We start from the raw sequence: 16,278 nt of genomic DNA on the forward strand, positions 1-16,278 counted from the left end.
TTGTATTACTTCGCTAAGTTAATCAAATCTTCACGTTGTGGTCCTGTTGAAAGATACGTTATGGGAACTTGTAACTCTTCTTCTAAAAAGGAGATAAATGTACCCAAGGTTTCTGGAAGTAAGTCTGCCTGCTTGATATTAGAGAAATCGGTATTCCAACCTTTTAAATATTTCCAGATCGGTTTAATTTTTTGTTCAGAAGATTGGGGAAATGCTAACGAAATTTTTTGTTCATCTATTTCATAATGGGTACAGACGGGGATGTCAGCCATTTCGTTCAAAATGTCGGCTTTCGTAAGAACGAGTTCCGTAACTCCGTTTAACATGATGGCATATTTTAATGCTGGTAGATCCAGCCAGCCGACACGACGGGGACGTTTGGTATTGGAACCGAATTCAGCTCCTTTGTCCCGTAAATCATTGGCAGCTTGCCCTGTGATCTCTGTTGGGAAAATGCCATTCCCCACACGGGTGCAATAGGCTTTTGTAACGCCATAAATTTTGTCCACCACTTTAGGCGACACACCCAAGCTTACACAGGCTGCGGAGGCTATCGTATTTGATGAGGTCACATAGGGATAACTTCCATGGTCGATATCAAGCAGAGTTGCCTGCGCGCCTTCCGCCAATACCTTCTTCCCATCTCGGATTGCCTTATTCAAAAAGATTTCGGTATCTATAATTGGCACTTGTTTTAAGGAAGTGCATCCTTGAATAAAAGTGTGGTAGAGCTCTTCGAATGCAGGCATTTCTTGTCCCAAAAACTGTAGTTCTTTGTATTGGCGGTTTAAAATTTGATATACGTCAGTATCAAAACTATCCGAGTGAAGATCACCAACGCGAAGGTTCTGTCTGAGTATTTTATTGGAATAGCTTGGCGCAATTCCATTTTTGGTCGTTCCTATCGTGCGATACAGTGGGGACTGTTCCATATAGATATCCCAATAACGATGGGTCGGTAAAACGAGATGCGCTTTTTGGGATATCAAAATCCTATTGAAGAGATCCTGGGTGGGTATAATGTGCGCTAGTTCTTCGATTTCTGTTTTGAATGCTAATGGGTCAACCACCACACCGGTGCCAATAATGTTTTTGACATGCGACGAAAAAATACCCGATGGGAGTAGTTTAAGCGTAACTTTGTTACCTTGATAGTAAATACTATGTCCGGCATTCGCGCCGCCATTAAACCGAGCGATAATATCATAGTCGCTTCCGATCAGATCAATGAATTTTCCTTTACCTTCGTCTCCCCATTGGAGCCCAATTAGAATGTCCATATTGCGTTTGTCTTGAAATTATTGTCAAAGCTAGGGCTTGCAAGGCGGAGGCCAATTGCCATTTGGCAAAAAGTGCTTCTCATTATCATTTGGCCAGCAGTCTTAATGCGTTTGGATTGCGCTTAAGCTTGTTTGTGTCCGAGCTGTTGTACTTTTTGTATCCATTTATTTCGCTTAATAGGATCGGAAGTTTTGATAATACCGATATAAGTGACTTTCACAGGCGATATTCCACAAAATTGGAGGGTTGATCTTTTTAATTGATTAATACTTGGTCTGCCGTAAACTAAAGCATAATACCAACTTGGTTGATCGAGTGTTGTAATGATCCGAGCGGATTTTCCTTTGAGTAATTTGTCCCAAAAAAGAGAGTTTTCGCGATATTGAAAAGCCCTTCCGGGTAAAAAAAGTCTATCGATAAAGCCCTTCATCAAGGCTGGAAGACCGCCCCACCAAACGGGATGTATCCAGACCAAATGATCGGCCCATAAGATGTCTTCCCAGACAAGAAGTAGGTCCTGCTCAAGTTCTGTCCGTTTACGATAACCAAATTCAAGGTTTGGATTGAAATCTAGGTCAATAATATGGATTGTTCGTACTGTAGCTCCGGACGCTGCCGCAGCTTCTTGATAGGCATTTGCGATGCCAAAATTGAAAGATTCCCGATTCGGGTGGCCATTGATAATCAGTATTTTTTTCTCCATGATGTTTTATTACATCACAAAAATAGAGATACGCTTATCGTCTTTACAGGACAAATGTCTAAAAAGAAATTTCGCTGCGAATACGACTTAAATGACGTTGTGTAATGCCTAAATAGGAAGCGAGGTATTGTAAAGGAAGCTGTTGGATAAAATCAGGATGATCTTTGAGTAAATTGGCATAACGTTGTGATGCGGTTTCTTTTTGTAATTGAAAGACGCGTTTTTCAAGTTCAAGATATTGTTCCTCGGCAATCATTTTAAGGTATTTTGTCCATTTTAGGCTATTCGTAGCAAGCTTATCAATCATATTTTTTTTGATCGTCCACAGTTCGGCAGGGGTAATGGCCTGCATGGTCTCCATACTTGGCCCGCCTGTAATAAAGGAGGAGTAGGCCGCTATCCAGGTATTTGGAAAGCGGAAACAATAGGTAATATCGTCCTTGTTTGCACTGCTATAATAAGAACGGAAGATCCCTGATTGTATAAATGCAACCTCGTGACAAGGTTGATTCTCTTTAACAAAAAAGTCGTTTTTGTTCAGCTTTCTGTATTCAAAAAGCTGAACAATCTGATTGATCTCTTCTTCGTCGAACAGACGCAAAGACCGAAAATATGTTGCTATCATGAAGTCCAAACTTAGAAAAATTGCGGTGTTCCTACAAGATAAATTCGATGTGTTTTAATCGGTTCAATGTTTAGTTTGCCGATTGAGCAACAGGGTAGATTTTTAATTCGCATCAATTAGAATGGCCAATTGCAGGCACATTTGATCGGAGCGATTGCTCCAAGCATGATTGGTGCCGCGTTGGATGACAATATCGCCGGCTTGTAAAAGCGTTTCTTCTGTGTCTGTAATCAAGTAAATCTCTCCTGAAAGAATAACGATGTAATCTAAACTTGCTGTCTGATGCATGAGGGGATGAGGGGTACCAATCGTCGTTTCTATACCAAGTTCCCGATCGGGTGGGATCTGTACATAGCGGAAGTACGTGCCATTTTTGATGACTTGGGGTATAGCGCTGTTTTCTATGGGATGCTCTTTCTCAAACTTGGCCGGCATTTGGCTGGTTTGCCAGATATCGGAAATAACAAGATTGGGATAGTGCTCTGATACATTATCAACCAATGCATCCGCTTCGATAAAGGATTTGCCGGCACGTATGCCTGTCACGATTCGTCTAGGTATAGTTCTCATTGATTTTGTATAATTAATTTATTGCCTTGAGTCTGGTTGTTTTTGAGCATTAGATGCCCTTTTTCGATTGTTTCGGGGCTTAAGTTACCGATAAGATAAATAGGGGCAGGTTGAATAATTTCTTGCTCAATAGTGTGTCTGATTCGATCCAACCCCTTTTTGAAATAGGGATAATTCAGTCTTTGGGCGTGGATAAAGTTGGATATATTAATGATCTGTGCGGCCGAACTAAATAGTTGGTCTCTTGCTGCCGCGGTCGTAAAATGTGTGATGTCGATATAAGTTCCATAGGGTTTTAATACTGCGGCGGCAACTTCCGAGAGATGCTGCCCCACCGCATCAATAGCGACGTCAATACCTTGCTGATTACTTTTAAGCTTGATTATTTCCGTTAAATTCTCTTTTCGATAATTGATGATACTGTCTTTTTGCAGTCCTAGTTGGCGTAATTTTTCAATACTGCCCATACTTCCTGCTGTCGCAACGATATTTTTAATGCCGTTAGCCAGGAGTAATTTTAATGCAAAAAGACCCACGCCTCCAGACGCTCCGGTTAGGAAAATATGATCTTGCGGATTAATTGCTGCTCGGTCGAAAACCTGCAATGCGGTGATACCAGCGGTAGGAAGTGCTGCTGCTTGCTCAAACGAAATATTTTTTGGCTTAGGGGCAACGAGGTCGGCTGGTAACTGAATGTATGCTGCATAGGTTCCGTTACTGCCCATGCTGCCACAGGCAAAAAATACTTCATCTCCAATTGCGTATTCACTTACATCTGAACCTTTATCTGTGACAATTCCTGCCCCTTCTCTACCAAGTATGGGTGAAAATATATAACGTCGTTCAAATTCGTTTTCACGCATCTGGTAGTCTATGGGGTTGAGTGCTGAAGCTATTATTTTAATTTTCACTTCGTTGGACTTCAGTTGAGGAAGCTCAACCTCCGCATTTATCAATTGATTGTCTTTATCCAGTATAACCGCGTTCATATCGCTATTTATTTAAATGATGGCATCCCTATGAAAAATTCCTGCCGAAATAATGTATGTTATATCAGCATTCTTTCATCTTATATAGTTGATATGACAAATCTACCTTTCGTTTGCTATATATTTGTTGGTAGTTAACAAGTGGTAACTAGTCGTTGGAAATCAATATGGGACAAGTTTTGGAAGGAAATCAAATGCGGGAGGCGAGTTGTACAGAAGAATTGCGCGCTATACGTGACGCGCTGGATATTTTGGGCGGAAAATGGAAATTGATGATATTGCGTTATTTGGCTAATCGGGAGTTGCAGGAAATTTATTTCAAAAAAATGGAACGGGAGATTCAGGGAATTTCTGCAAAAGTGTTGACAAAAGAACTTCGAGACCTTGAATTAAACTTGTTAGTCGCCCGCCAGCCCAGTGAAGACCCCGTGAAAGTGTTCTATAAAATTACCGCCTATGGTAAAAGTGTATTCCCCGTTACCGAATCACTGGTCAGTTGGGGGTTGGAATACCGAGAGAAAGTGAAACAAGAACTCGCTGCATTAACGAAATAACAATTTATTCCGATTGAAGAATTAACTTTTTGATCAGTGAAATCTGACCAAGGTGATAATAGCTATGTTCGATTACAGCTTCGATATTTCTGAGGTAAGATCCATACTTTTTATCAATAAATGGCTGATCGAAGAGGTTTTCATCGAACGATGCGATACAGTCACAAAATAATTTGGCATTTTTCAGGAATCGATCTACTAGTGTATCCCAGTCTGCTTTGGATTGGATAGGCGGGATATCAAAGCTGTATTTATCACTAATTTCCAATTTTCCATACGTAAATGCAGCTAATAGACCTTCTAGGTAATAATTGATATGATAGGTTAGCGCAGCGATGGAATTCAGATCATTTATTTTGAATATGGCCTGTTCCCAGATCGTATTCAATAGTTGTTCCTGATAGTTGGTGTTGGCAATCCAACGTCCATTCAAAAAAACTTCGCGAAGCCTGTCTGCAATAAATATACGTCTTTCCATTTTGTAATTTATCTTTCTAATAATCAGTTGTTCTACTGCTTTTGTTTTATTATACGTTTACACTATACAGCATCGTCGAGGAATTATAATCGACTATCTGTCCAATTTACATACAATTTTCCGATTCTTCATCTTCAGTTAACCTCTTGTTAATAAGACTTTTCTTTTTTTGTATAAAGTCATTGTTACCACGAAACTATGTTTACACTAACCGGAAGAGATCTAAAAAATGTTTGGGACCAATTTGTGAAAGAGGACTGTGAAGATTCATTTTATGCTTTATACAAACATTATTACCATTATCTTTCCTATTTGGGAACGAAAAAGAAAATGTCGGTACAGCGTATTCAGGATAGTGTGAATGATGTATTTCTACACCTTTGGGAAAAGAAGACTGACAATCAAAAAATACGCAATCATCATAATTATATTATTACGGTTTTCTTTCAAAAACTTTTTCGCAAGGAAACACTACAACTGACAGATTTGGATTTTGTGGAAGAAATCCATGATCCGTCAATCCATCACTCTGTTGAAGAACAACATATACGTGCGGTAACAACAAATACCGTAACACAGTTGGTTGAGGAGCATATGGAGCAATTGGGAACAAAACAACGGCTGGTGATTTACCAACGATTTTTTTTGGATCTTTCTTATCAGGAAATCGCTGATGCCAATCAGGTTTCGATCCATACGATCTATAATACCATTTATAAATCCCTAGAAAAAATAAAAAATAACCTTTCTAGTGAACAAGAAATCTTTCTTAAAGTTGCCGTAGGGCTACTTTCTTCATTTTTGTTGATTTTTTCTTAAAAACGAGTAGTGAAAAAATGACCCTGACCACTCTATTGTATAAATTACGATTAGAGTGATATGAACGAACTTAATTTGCAAGCGTTATTATTGGACGAATCTTTTGTGAACTATTGCAAGGGAACGAATAAAGAGGATATCGAAAAATGGGAAAAATGGTTACAAAAACATCCTGAACATAAAGCGTCCATAGCGGAGTTGCAGGAGACCATTGTGGCAATGGGACATTATGCGGGTGAACTATCCGTTCAAACAAACTATGATCGTTTGCAGTCTCAAATAAAAAAGCGCGCTAACCAACACCGCTTTACAGAAATTGGTATGGCTGTCTGGTTAAAAATTGCGGCGCTCCTAGTCGCTGTTGGCGCTATCTCACTGTTTCTATTTAAACAACAGCTTGCTGAAGAACAGCCAAAAAACGTGCAGCATATTGGTGCTCCAGGAAAGGATGATGCCCTATTAACACTAAAAGATGGCTCCGTTGTTTCATTAGCTGATATAAAAAATGGAAGTGTGGTAGCACTGCAAGGCGGGGTAGAAATACAAAAGAATAAAGACGGTGAATTGGTTTATAAAGCTGTTGAACAAGGGGAAGCAGCCAGCACTGCTGTGAATAAAATAACGACCAATCGCGGAAACCAATATCAAATTATATTGCCCGACGGATCCAAAGCATTTCTCAATGCAAATTCGACGTTGACCTATCCTTTGAAATTTAGTGAAAACGAACGGCATGTTCACATGACCGGAGAGGTTTACTTTGAAATTGCAAAAATTGAGACGGGAATGGGAGGGCGAATTCCTTTTTACGTGGAGACAGCAAATCAAAAAATTGAGGTGCTTGGTACGCATTTTAATGTGAACGCATATGATGACGAACCTTATACAACAACAACTTTATTGGAGGGAGTTGTACGCGTTAGTTCGAAAAAAAGAAATGAATCGGTGCTCTTAAAACCAGGGCAGCGGGCCTTGTTAAATGAAGCCCTGCGTGTAGAAAATGTCGATATCTCTCAGGAAGTAGCTTGGATAAATGGTGACTTTGTTTTTAAAGGAGAAGAGTTAGTAAGTCTGCTGCGTAAAGTTTCAAGGTGGTACAACGTGGATGTAGCATGTCCCGAACGACTTGAGAAGTTGAAATTTGATGGTATGGTATCGCGTTCTCAGCCGCTATCTACCATTATTGATATGTTGCAAACAACAGGAAAAGTAAAATTAACGCTAAATGGAAGGAGGCTTATTGTGATAGATTGACCTATCTAATTTTTACGATAAGCCGCATAAAAACAACCAAAGGTGCTGGTAACACCTTTGGTCAATGTGTTAAGCTTATCGATCATGTTGCGATTCAATGATCATCAAATAATATTAACAACAACAAATATATGAGTTTTTATCAATGCATGCGTGTTATGAAAATCACCATGGTATTTTTAACTTGTTTGTTGGTGAAAGTCAGTGCGTTTACTTACGGTCAACGTATTACACTTAACAAACAAAATAGTCATATCCCAGCTATTTTAAAAGAAATAAGGCAGCAGAGCGGTTATGACTTTTTTTACGATAATGGGCTCTTTAACCGAGCAAAACCCGTTAATGTCAATCTAAACAATGCAACTGTTGAAGAAGCATTGAATATATGTTTTGCAGGACAACCGTTCGGTTATGTTGTGAAAAATAAACTGGTTGTTGTTACGGCGCTTCGGACTGTGCTGGAAGAGCCCGCCGATGTATTGCAGCAGCGCTTGGTTGGTCGAGTTATTGATCAACAGACAAAAAGGACATTGGCCAGCGTTTCTATCCGTGTTAAAGGGACATCTGGAGGAACGAATTCTGATACAAATGGAAACTTTTCGCTATCGATTTCTAAAATTCCTACTGTTCTCGTTCTTTCCTATCTGGGCTATCAGACCAAGGAAATTGAAATTAATGATGTAAAGGAAAACCTTGTTATTGGATTGAGCCCTCTTGCTACAGCATTGGAAGAGGTCACCGTTCAGGCAAGGCGTAAAATGAACACTGAAACGGCCGTGCTGGAAGAACGTAAACGCGCTTCTATTGTACAGGATGCTATTTCGGCCGAATTGATCGAGCGTACCGCAAGTATTACAACGACACAAGCATTGCAACGCGTCACGGGCGTTACGGTGACTGATGACAAATATGTTGCGGTAAGAGGGCTAGGTGATCGATCTGTGATCGGTCAGTTGAACGGCGTAAGATTGGCTTCTTCTGATCCTGACCGTAGTGCCATCCCATTGGACCTTGTTCCGGCTTCCTTATTGGATAATATTACCGTTTATAAAACAGTAACACCAGATAAACCTGCCGATGCTGCTTCGGGTATCGTTGAGCTCAAAACGAAATCTGTACCTGAGAAAATGACATTTGAGCTTATCGCTCAAACCGGGCTCAATTCTAACATCGGTTTGGGAGGAAATTACAACAGCTTTTGGAACAGTGAGATGGGATTATTGGGGACACGAATCAATAAAAAAGACCTTTCCTCGGATTTTTTAAATCTTGCAACGCAATATCCCAATGGATTAAGTTCCATCCAGGATATGATCGCCAATAGCAACTATAGTCCCTCAGGATACCAGGAGGTAAACCGGGTTAATAAAATTATGAAAGGGTTCGATCCTGTTATGACAACTCGATACCGCCGTGCACCTATGAATCAGCTTTACTCGGCAACATTCGGTAATAGTTATGATGTTTTTGGAAAACACAAACTGGGGCTTATTGTCGGAGGAAATTATTATAGAAGAACCGCTGATATTTATCAGGGCGAACTGACCCAGTATAGCATCTATCAAGGGGTAGTGACTGGTAATCCTGATATTTTTAGTTTTAGGAATATCCCTAATTATATTACACCGAATAGTCTTTTTATGGGGAAGTATCAAACTTATAGCGAAAATACAGGAACCGAAACACTAAACTATGGTACACTTGTAGGGGTCACCTACCGTTTTAATCCACAGCATGAGGTCAGTATGCAATATTTGGGAAGCTGGGGAGGAGAGTCTATTGCAACAAATTTAAATGGACGCTATGAGTATTCGGGCTTGCCTGGCGAAGTCAGAAGTACTATTCATTCGCTTAAACAGACCTTCCGTAATCTGAATACCTTTAACCTACAGGGCGAACATAAGTTTTTGAAAAATGAGTTTTCACCTCGTTTGAGTTATAATGTTGCAACTTCAAAGTCCACACAGAATGATCCGGATTTTAGATTTGCTAGTCTTGTAGACTACAAACCTCGGGGTGGAGGATGGTATCGGCGTCCCATTATAGGTGAGCAGGCTCATTTTGATGACTATGTATATTCTGAACATCTCTATGCACTTACATCGGGCTATGTAAACGGATTCGGAAATTATGGTATTATTCAAGCTGAACCTAATGGTCGGAGATGGAGAAATTTGAACGAAGATAATTTTAATGCAAAAGCTGATCTGAGTTTTCCTTTCAGGCTATTGAGTGAAAAGCAGTTGTTTAAAACGGGATTCAATTATTTATTTAGGGATCGTAAATTTACAGAAAACCAGCTGTTTCTGCCAGGGTCTAATTTCACTGGAAATAAATCAATTCCATTATATGATGTTCAGGGTAATTTAGACCGTTTGGTAAGCAATGAAATTGTAGGTGTTGTATTACCAAAAGCGGGGCAGGGTGAAGGTATGATGCCAGTAGGTGGTTTTCTATACAATAGCCAAAAATCGCCAAATAACTACAAAGGTTATTTTGAAACCAATGCATTATATGGTATGCTGGATCTCAAGATTGCTGAACGATTCCGAATGGCCGGAGGAGTTCGGTTTGAGATGACAAATATTGGTTCGACAGTGGATACTGCGAATGTATTTTTAGACCCTGCACTGACCGCAACATCTCCAGATGGTACACGTATTCCTCTGGATCCGATTAATCCCAATTCTGTCTATAAAACAAAATATAAACCATTCTATTCTGTCAATGCAACCTATACGTTGAATGACAATATGAATTTTCGTGGGGCCTTCAACACGACTCTGGCGAGACCCGAATTGCGTGAGATTACCAATGTATTTGAATTTGATGCCTTTCAAATGGGCTTAGTTGTTGGTAATCCCAATTTGAAAAATCAATATACCCAAAATGCGGATTTTCGATGGGAATGGTTTCCTGCTAAAGGAGAGGTTATTGCCGTGTCGGCTTTTGGAAAGCGTATAGAAAATCAATTGGTTAAGGTCTTTAATCTAAAAACCCAAGGGTTAGCTGCTACTTATCCTGAATTTCCAACCATCCAATTTCAGAATGACGGTAATATTGGTAAGGTATGGGGATTGGAATTTGAAGTTGTCAAGAATTTGGGAACATTATATGATCCTTTAAAAAACTTGTTTTTGGGTACCAATCTTTTATTGGCTCAAAGTGAAATTAAGAAATCTGCGGAGCGTTATGAAGCAAATCGTTCACTGGATAGATATACCCCAAAAAATAGTCCGTTGTTTGAACAGGCTCCTTATTCGATTAATGCTTGGTTAAACTATGATAACGACAAATCAGGAACCGATCTCACTGTGACCTTTAATATGGTTGGGGAACGCTTAGTCCAAATTAATCTGACAGGGGAACCGGATCTGTATACACAGCCCGTGCCTTACCTTGATTTTGTTTTTTCCCAAAAGCTAAATAAACGGATCTTGTTTAAAGGCTATGCCAAAAATATAATGAATCCTGCTATTAAAACTGTTTATGCGAATCCGCAAACCGGAGGAAAGTGGTATGGAAATGAGTATATCAACAGAAGTTATAAGCGCGGTGCGGAAATTATGATCGGTTTTACCTATAACTTATTTTAATCCAATGAAAATCAGTATGTGTAAACGCGTGAGTTGTCGGTTTTTTGCTGTTACAGCTTTATGTTTTTTATCCTTTGTTTCTTGTAAAAAGGAAAAACTGGATGTGATTAATGACAATCGTCCTGTAACTGAAAACCGGCCAAATTCAAATACTAGAATTGTTAATCTATCTGACTTTAATCAGGTTATTGCTAATGGCGACAGCTTGACAAGTTTTGTTGTGTTGCATCCGTTAAATCCGGGGAATCATAAATATCCTGGAACCTCATATTTCCCAACAGACGGACGTTTGACAAAGATATGGACAGTTCCACAAGATCTTTTTGACCAGAAAGAAGAGGCAGACCTTAAGTTTGCAGCTCGCTTTTATCAGGGTTTTGGTTTGAACCATGATTTTAAAGTCAAGGTTGACAATAGTTATGAGCAACCCAAGGATTATTTTTTGCTTCCTTCCTTATTCGTGAATGGTCAACCGGAAGTTGTAGCACTAACGCGTGCTACGACTAGTCCCACTAAGCCAGACCATTTTAAAATCCGCATTGTTAATCTCGGTGGGACAATTAAAAATCCAGCTATTGGAATGAATGGTCCGCAAGAAAATCTCGTTGGTCCAATTTCTTTAGCCTATGCAGATGGTACATTGGTGAATCAAAAAACCAGTGCAATAGCAGCTTCTCAGATTAGTTCTGATTACATCGAGTTGCCTTATGGGACTTATCAATTCAAGATATTGGTAGCAGATGGCAGACCCCTTCCTTCTTTGGGCTCAGGTCGGTTTGAGTACGGGCTCATTGATTTACCGACTTCCACCATCCCAAAAGATTATGCGAAGTCTACTAATTTTACTTATGCTCCGATTCAGGATTTTCAACCTGGTGGTGTTTATACGATCGTAGTCACTCCACAGCGATTTAATTATTTCTCCAATGAGCTGAATGAGACAGTTTCAGCCTATCAAAATTCGTTTCAGATCATTACAGATATTGCTGCGCCAACGAATCAAAGTTATTTGAGGATACAAGGTGTAAATGCATATAAGGATCAATCGATAGGGTTTAGGGTCGATGGAAAGGTTATTGCCAGTGGTATCGGATTTGGAAAAGGAAGTAATTATAGTGTGTTTACCCAGAAGCAATATGATATTGAGGCTATAGATGCAACTGGAAACGTACTTGCGACGATTAAACAGGAATTGCGGAGCAATCAAAATTATACGTTATGGCTCTATCCTGATGGAAATGGAAAGGCTCAGTTGCTTCTCATTTCCAATGATCTGAGTGGTACGCTCCCTTTACCGGCTGAAGACGATGGGACATACAGCCGGCTAGCTTTTAAATTCTTCTTCTTTAATCGCTTTTTAAATCTATCGGCAAGCAATCCTTATATCACCTTTACGCTACCTAACGGACAGCCTTTCGGAAACAGTGGCAATGTAAATCTGCAACCTGGGATCCCTTCGATTAATATGCCTTATACCAATGTAAATATTATGACGAATCCCTACGCAATAATGGCTTATCGTTCTAAACCAGACGTAATACCAGGTGTCTGGGCCGACGATATTGACGTATTGCAATCGACGGAGTTTATAGCAAATAAATCGCTGTATACAACCATTGGAAGGCCTCTGCCAGCATTTGAGCCAGGGATTTATACTGTAGCATTGATTGGAAAAAGTGGTTCGGGATCGTCCGATAAAGAAAAAGCGCGAATGATCATTATCAAACATAATAAATAATGAAAAAGCAAAATATATCAAGTCGTATTTGGCTACTGGCCATTTTTATACTATTGCTTGCTTCCTGTACGAAAATTGAATATACACAGATTGCCGAGCCGGCTTATCTACGTGTTTTTAATAATGTCAATTACGTACAGACTATGGGTAGCAAAGATGATAAAGTACCCTATTTCTGTATGCTTATCAATCCAAAAATAGGTTCTGATGGAAAATTTACAGGAGCGGAAATTATAGGTGATTTCTTGGATAAACGAGATCCTTATGCTCCCCCATATCCTTCTCACATCGGGAACAGTACAGACCCAAGCAATCCCGAATATCCAGGAAAGGAAAATGTCCTAGTCGGTCCTATTTTAAACGGATTTGACCTAAGTAGCTGGGCTCAGGTGCCTTCAGGCGAAGTAAGGGTCGTATTTGCGTATCGTCCAAAAAATACGGTACCCTTCTTCGAATTGGAAGATCGTTTGAAAAATGACATTCTCATTGACACGGTGATCAATCTTCAAAGCAAAGAAGTTTATACACTCCATCTTTTGCAAAGGGATTTTTTAAAGAAGGATCATGGAGTCTTATTGAGACATGAAAATTTCTATAAACTACCTTTATCAGATTCGTTGGTGTACGTAAACTTTTACAATATGAGTGCAAAAGGGTTCTGGGAAGCCGATGCAAGCTTAAAAGATGATGATTATCGGTTGAAAAGCTTCAAAAATGGTGTTAAGGATGATATGAATGTATTTTTGTCACTTTATGAAAGTCAGGAAGAGCTCAGCCATTATGCTGCAAAAGTAAATGGTTACCAAGGGCGTTTTTTGACGACCGTTAAACGTAATACAAGTTCAAATGAAGTGAACGCCTATGCAAGTTTTCCGTTATGGGCGAGTAGTAAATCCAACGGTATCCGCACAGCTATTTGGCAACGATTTGACTTTTTTACACCTGGAATGGATCCCGTCGCGAATCCATTTTATGACAGTGAGACAAATACAGGTGGCAACTGGGCTGTACTTAATTGTCTCCTAAACGGAAAAGTAGGATTGACCAGTAATGAAAACGGAACACTGCTTCCAAATTTGTTGGTCAACGTACATTCGGGAAAGGATAATCCACGCACTTTCGCAACGGTCAATACGATCGAAATTGTCAATGGTCGCGTCTACCTAACGACCATACAACGAAAATATGCTCCACCTATTTACTAAAATTAGCAGAAATGATTCAATATAATAGCAAAATAGAACAGAAGGTTTCACTGCTTCATGCTACAGGCTGGTTTTCTGCGTGCTTATTTATTTTGTTGCTACAAGGCTGCAAACATGATAATCTCACGGTGCCCCAACCTAATGAAAATGTACGACCGGCAGCCGATTTTATTCGTAATAATTATGAAATGCGCCTCTTTGATGCAGCGTTGGAGAGAACTGGTCTGAATGTCGAACTAAATGGCAAAGGTCCATTTACAGTTCTCGTTCCAAACGATCTCGCTTTTAATGAGATCGGTGTGTTTCGCCCAACCGATTTTGATCGAATGAATAAGGATAGCTTGCGGAGACTGATTTCTTATCATATTCTCCCAAGGCGACTTTATGTGAGCGATATTCCGAGTAACTCAGTGGATTTTAGGTATGCAACACTGGAAGGTTCCGAATTGTATGCCTCAATCGGTTCTGTCTCACCTGGGGCTACTAATCCCGTGAATATGCTGTTTTTTAGCGGATCGAAAGCGATCCGCAAAGACGTGGTTTTATCCAACGGGGTGTTGCATGTGCTGGATAAGGTTATGAAACCACAATTTGAAAAAAATATTCAGGATTGGCTCAGTGACAAGAAAGACTATACCGTTTTTGTGGCTGGACTGAAGAAATTTGGTCTGTGGGATCAGTTTGCTGGAAAAGGCCCTTTTACAGTATTTGCACCAACAAATGAGGCCCTAGAAAAGAGAGGGATTACGATGGAATTTTTGGATAGTGCTGTTCCACAGAATTACGTCCCTGAGGTATTGTTTGGTGCCTACATCATGTACGATAAACATTTTTTTATATCGGATTCACAGGTTTTTACGATCATTAATTCGAACGGTAATTACAAGTACCACTTGAAAGATAAGGTACATTATATGGAATATTTTGCCAATGAAGTCTATCCGACTTGGAAATTGAGTTATAATATGAGACTCCGTGACAATGATACTTTCTATTCGATTATACTCGCTGATGTAACGTATGCTGTCGGCGCTAAAATGGACTATTTGTGTAGTAATGGTCTGGTACATGATTTAGATCAAGGGCTGGTAAGCCCAGATCAAGCGATAAAAAAAGGAAAAGATGAAAAATAAATCAATAAATGCCGTTTGGTATATGCTGTTGTTATGTACTACTGCTGTGTTTGTACTGCTATCTTGCCAAAAAACTGAGTTCATGCCGGAGCTTGTGGGGGAGGAAGTTCCCTATAAAAACGAAGCTTCACAGGATGTTACGCAACTATTGACAGAGCATAACGAAGCAAAAGTTTTTTTAGCAGCATGGCAGAAAAGTAACATTGTAGCACTGATTAAGGCTGCTGGAGTCAATACAAAAGTGACCGTATTGGTGCCAACCGATAATGCGTTGAAGCAAGTTGGAATAACACTAGAGACTATTCAAAAAATGACTACTGAGGAAGCTGCCGATTTCGTTCAATTTTACAGTTTTTTAGGAGATCTTAACCAAACTAAACTTGGTAAATATAGTCTCATGGTTCGATCGATGTTAAAAAATCAAAATTATCGAGTACCTTTTTATGATAATACCGAGCCAGTCGGCAGACGTTACGACATCTATGCTTATCGTCATTATCTCGCTGTGAAAGATGGCGATTTGCTAGTCAATGGTAAGTCTAAAGGAAAATTAGCTTATGAGCCCGCGACAAATGGCGGTATCTATATGTTGGAAAAAGTGATCGAAAAGCCTACTATGACCATATTGGAGGCGCTAATAGCTGACGGAAGGTTTACTTTTTTTGTGGAATCCCAACGTTTGTCCGAGGAAATGTTTTATGAAAAAATGTTGGATGATATTGAGCCTCTATGGGGATATCGTATGAGTAAAGAGGAGTTTTTGAGCTATTATCCAGAGGCCAGAGTTTCCTATCAACGAGGATGGGATATCGATAGGGATCCATTTTACAATGAGTTACCTAATCTCAACCTGACAGCCACATTTGCACCAACAGATGATGCCTTTCGAAAAGCAGGGTTTAATAGCGTGGCCGATATTCTAGCTTTTAATGCTAAACGGGGAGATGTAAGATACGACGACTTGTATTTTGAACCACGTGGATCATATCCGACAGATACTTTATTCAGTTTTCATCGCAATTGGGGCAGAGTGTTTGCAACTGAGGATCCTGCTTATGGCATAGCGATGTCCAATAATACAGTCTTTTATAGTAATGATCTGGATCCTGCCTTGTTAAACGATTATTATGTGAATATAGGGGGGAGTAGTCAGGTTCGATACGCTTATAAGATGCCTTTAGCTTTTTCTAAAAATGGAAACCAGATCCAAATGAAAATCAAAGAAGCTGAGCAAGCACCGATCAATATTATTGAGACAGATATCAATACGGTTAATGGACCGATCCACGTTGTTGATAACCTACTGCTTCCAAAAGGATTTAAACTTAAATAA

The 16,278-nt window shown here is 39.7% G+C and carries 14 protein-coding genes; 8 read left to right on the forward strand and 6 right to left on the reverse strand.

The features are described from left to right. Window positions 1-5: 5 nt before the first annotated feature. The 5 genes from B2O97_RS04965 to B2O97_RS04985 all read right to left on the reverse strand — a co-directional run bounded on the left by B2O97_RS04965 (window position 6) and on the right by B2O97_RS04985 (window position 4,168). Window positions 6-1,280 (reverse strand): adenylosuccinate synthase, encoded by a 1,275-nt coding sequence (locus tag B2O97_RS04965; RefSeq protein WP_115049732.1) that lies wholly within the window; start codon window positions 1,278-1,280, stop codon window positions 6-8. Between the two features lie 122 nt (window positions 1,281-1,402). Beyond that, window positions 1,403-1,984, reverse strand: coding sequence for an NAD(P)H-dependent oxidoreductase (locus B2O97_RS04970; RefSeq protein WP_115049734.1), 582 nt, complete (start codon window positions 1,982-1,984; stop codon window positions 1,403-1,405). A gap of 58 nt (window positions 1,985-2,042) precedes the next feature. After that, the gene (locus B2O97_RS04975; RefSeq protein ID WP_115049736.1) at window positions 2,043-2,609 is read right to left on the reverse strand and encodes a Crp/Fnr family transcriptional regulator; all 567 of its coding nucleotides are present in this window, start codon (window positions 2,607-2,609) and stop codon (window positions 2,043-2,045) included. A gap of 102 nt (window positions 2,610-2,711) precedes the next feature. Continuing rightward, window positions 2,712-3,179, reverse strand: a complete 468-nt coding sequence (locus B2O97_RS04980; protein WP_112373615.1) for a cupin domain-containing protein — start codon at window positions 3,177-3,179, stop codon at window positions 2,712-2,714. After that, window positions 3,176-4,168, reverse strand: a complete 993-nt coding sequence (locus B2O97_RS04985; protein ID WP_115049738.1) for a quinone oxidoreductase family protein — start codon at window positions 4,166-4,168, stop codon at window positions 3,176-3,178. Before B2O97_RS04985 ends, B2O97_RS04980 begins: the two co-directional genes overlap by 4 nt. Window positions 4,169-4,335: 167 nt before the next feature. Here B2O97_RS04985 and B2O97_RS04990 point away from each other — a divergent pair, with 167 nt between their 5' ends. Further along, window positions 4,336-4,722, forward strand: coding sequence for a winged helix-turn-helix transcriptional regulator (locus B2O97_RS04990; RefSeq protein WP_112374037.1), 387 nt, complete (start codon window positions 4,336-4,338; stop codon window positions 4,720-4,722). 4 nt (window positions 4,723-4,726) lie between these two features. Here the strand turns inward: B2O97_RS04990 and B2O97_RS04995 are convergent, their stop codons facing one another. Further along, window positions 4,727-5,200 (reverse strand): DinB family protein, encoded by a 474-nt coding sequence (locus B2O97_RS04995; protein WP_115049740.1) that lies wholly within the window; start codon window positions 5,198-5,200, stop codon window positions 4,727-4,729. 198 nt (window positions 5,201-5,398) lie between these two features. Here B2O97_RS04995 and B2O97_RS05000 point away from each other — a divergent pair, with 198 nt between their 5' ends. From B2O97_RS05000 to B2O97_RS05030, 7 genes are all read left to right on the forward strand, one after another. After that, window positions 5,399-6,019 carry an RNA polymerase sigma factor gene (locus tag B2O97_RS05000; protein WP_112373612.1) on the forward strand — a complete coding sequence of 207 codons (621 nt, stop codon included), beginning with the start codon at window positions 5,399-5,401 and terminating at the stop codon, window positions 6,017-6,019. A 60-nt stretch (window positions 6,020-6,079) separates the two neighbouring features. Further along, entirely contained in the window at window positions 6,080-7,273 is a 1,194-nt protein-coding gene (locus B2O97_RS05005) for a FecR family protein (RefSeq protein WP_112373611.1), read from the forward strand. A gap of 131 nt (window positions 7,274-7,404) precedes the next feature. Continuing rightward, complete coding sequence (locus tag B2O97_RS05010; protein WP_236590834.1) at window positions 7,405-10,869, forward strand: TonB-dependent receptor; 3,465 nt, start codon at window positions 7,405-7,407, stop codon at window positions 10,867-10,869. 4 nt (window positions 10,870-10,873) lie between these two features. Then, window positions 10,874-12,607 (forward strand): DUF4397 domain-containing protein, encoded by a 1,734-nt coding sequence (locus B2O97_RS05015; RefSeq protein WP_201649453.1) that lies wholly within the window; start codon window positions 10,874-10,876, stop codon window positions 12,605-12,607. After that, a complete protein-coding gene (locus B2O97_RS05020; RefSeq protein WP_115049744.1) occupies window positions 12,607-13,812 on the forward strand; it encodes a hypothetical protein in 1,206 nt (401 codons plus the stop codon). Before B2O97_RS05015 ends, B2O97_RS05020 begins: the two co-directional genes overlap by 1 nt. Window positions 13,813-13,823: 11 nt before the next feature. Then, window positions 13,824-14,945 carry a fasciclin domain-containing protein gene (locus tag B2O97_RS05025; RefSeq protein ID WP_115049746.1) on the forward strand — a complete coding sequence of 374 codons (1,122 nt, stop codon included), beginning with the start codon at window positions 13,824-13,826 and terminating at the stop codon, window positions 14,943-14,945. After that, window positions 14,935-16,278 carry a fasciclin domain-containing protein gene (locus tag B2O97_RS05030; RefSeq protein ID WP_115049748.1) on the forward strand — a complete coding sequence of 448 codons (1,344 nt, stop codon included), beginning with the start codon at window positions 14,935-14,937 and terminating at the stop codon, window positions 16,276-16,278. The genes B2O97_RS05025 and B2O97_RS05030 overlap by 11 nt, the downstream gene beginning before the upstream one ends.

This window comes from Sphingobacterium sp. UBA865 (genome assembly GCF_002295765.1).
In the GTDB taxonomy this organism is placed as follows: domain Bacteria; phylum Bacteroidota; class Bacteroidia; order Sphingobacteriales; family Sphingobacteriaceae; genus Sphingobacterium; species Sphingobacterium multivorum.

What these genes read in the sequence shown, in the direction of transcription:
- B2O97_RS04965 (WP_115049732.1), bottom strand. Translation starts at nt 1,280, where the DNA reads ATGGACATTCTAATTGGGCTCCAATGGGGAGACGAAGGTAAAGGAAAA.
- B2O97_RS05005 (WP_112373611.1), top strand. Translation starts at nt 6,080, where the DNA reads ATGAACGAACTTAATTTGCAAGCGTTATTATTGGACGAATCTTTTGTG.
- B2O97_RS04970 (WP_115049734.1), bottom strand. Translation starts at nt 1,984, where the DNA reads ATGGAGAAAAAAATACTGATTATCAATGGCCACCCGAATCGGGAATCT.
- B2O97_RS05010 (WP_236590834.1), top strand. Translation starts at nt 7,405, where the DNA reads ATGAGTTTTTATCAATGCATGCGTGTTATGAAAATCACCATGGTATTT.
- B2O97_RS05025 (WP_115049746.1), top strand. Translation starts at nt 13,824, where the DNA reads ATGATTCAATATAATAGCAAAATAGAACAGAAGGTTTCACTGCTTCAT.
- B2O97_RS04975 (WP_115049736.1), bottom strand. Translation starts at nt 2,609, where the DNA reads ATGATAGCAACATATTTTCGGTCTTTGCGTCTGTTCGACGAAGAAGAG.
- B2O97_RS05020 (WP_115049744.1), top strand. Translation starts at nt 12,607, where the DNA reads ATGAAAAAGCAAAATATATCAAGTCGTATTTGGCTACTGGCCATTTTT.
- B2O97_RS05000 (WP_112373612.1), top strand. Translation starts at nt 5,399, where the DNA reads ATGTTTACACTAACCGGAAGAGATCTAAAAAATGTTTGGGACCAATTT.
- B2O97_RS04990 (WP_112374037.1), top strand. Translation starts at nt 4,336, where the DNA reads ATGGGACAAGTTTTGGAAGGAAATCAAATGCGGGAGGCGAGTTGTACA.
- B2O97_RS04995 (WP_115049740.1), bottom strand. Translation starts at nt 5,200, where the DNA reads ATGGAAAGACGTATATTTATTGCAGACAGGCTTCGCGAAGTTTTTTTG.
- B2O97_RS05030 (WP_115049748.1), top strand. Translation starts at nt 14,935, where the DNA reads ATGAAAAATAAATCAATAAATGCCGTTTGGTATATGCTGTTGTTATGT.
- B2O97_RS04980 (WP_112373615.1), bottom strand. Translation starts at nt 3,179, where the DNA reads ATGAGAACTATACCTAGACGAATCGTGACAGGCATACGTGCCGGCAAA.
- B2O97_RS04985 (WP_115049738.1), bottom strand. Translation starts at nt 4,168, where the DNA reads ATGAACGCGGTTATACTGGATAAAGACAATCAATTGATAAATGCGGAG.
- B2O97_RS05015 (WP_201649453.1), top strand. Translation starts at nt 10,874, where the DNA reads ATGAAAATCAGTATGTGTAAACGCGTGAGTTGTCGGTTTTTTGCTGTT.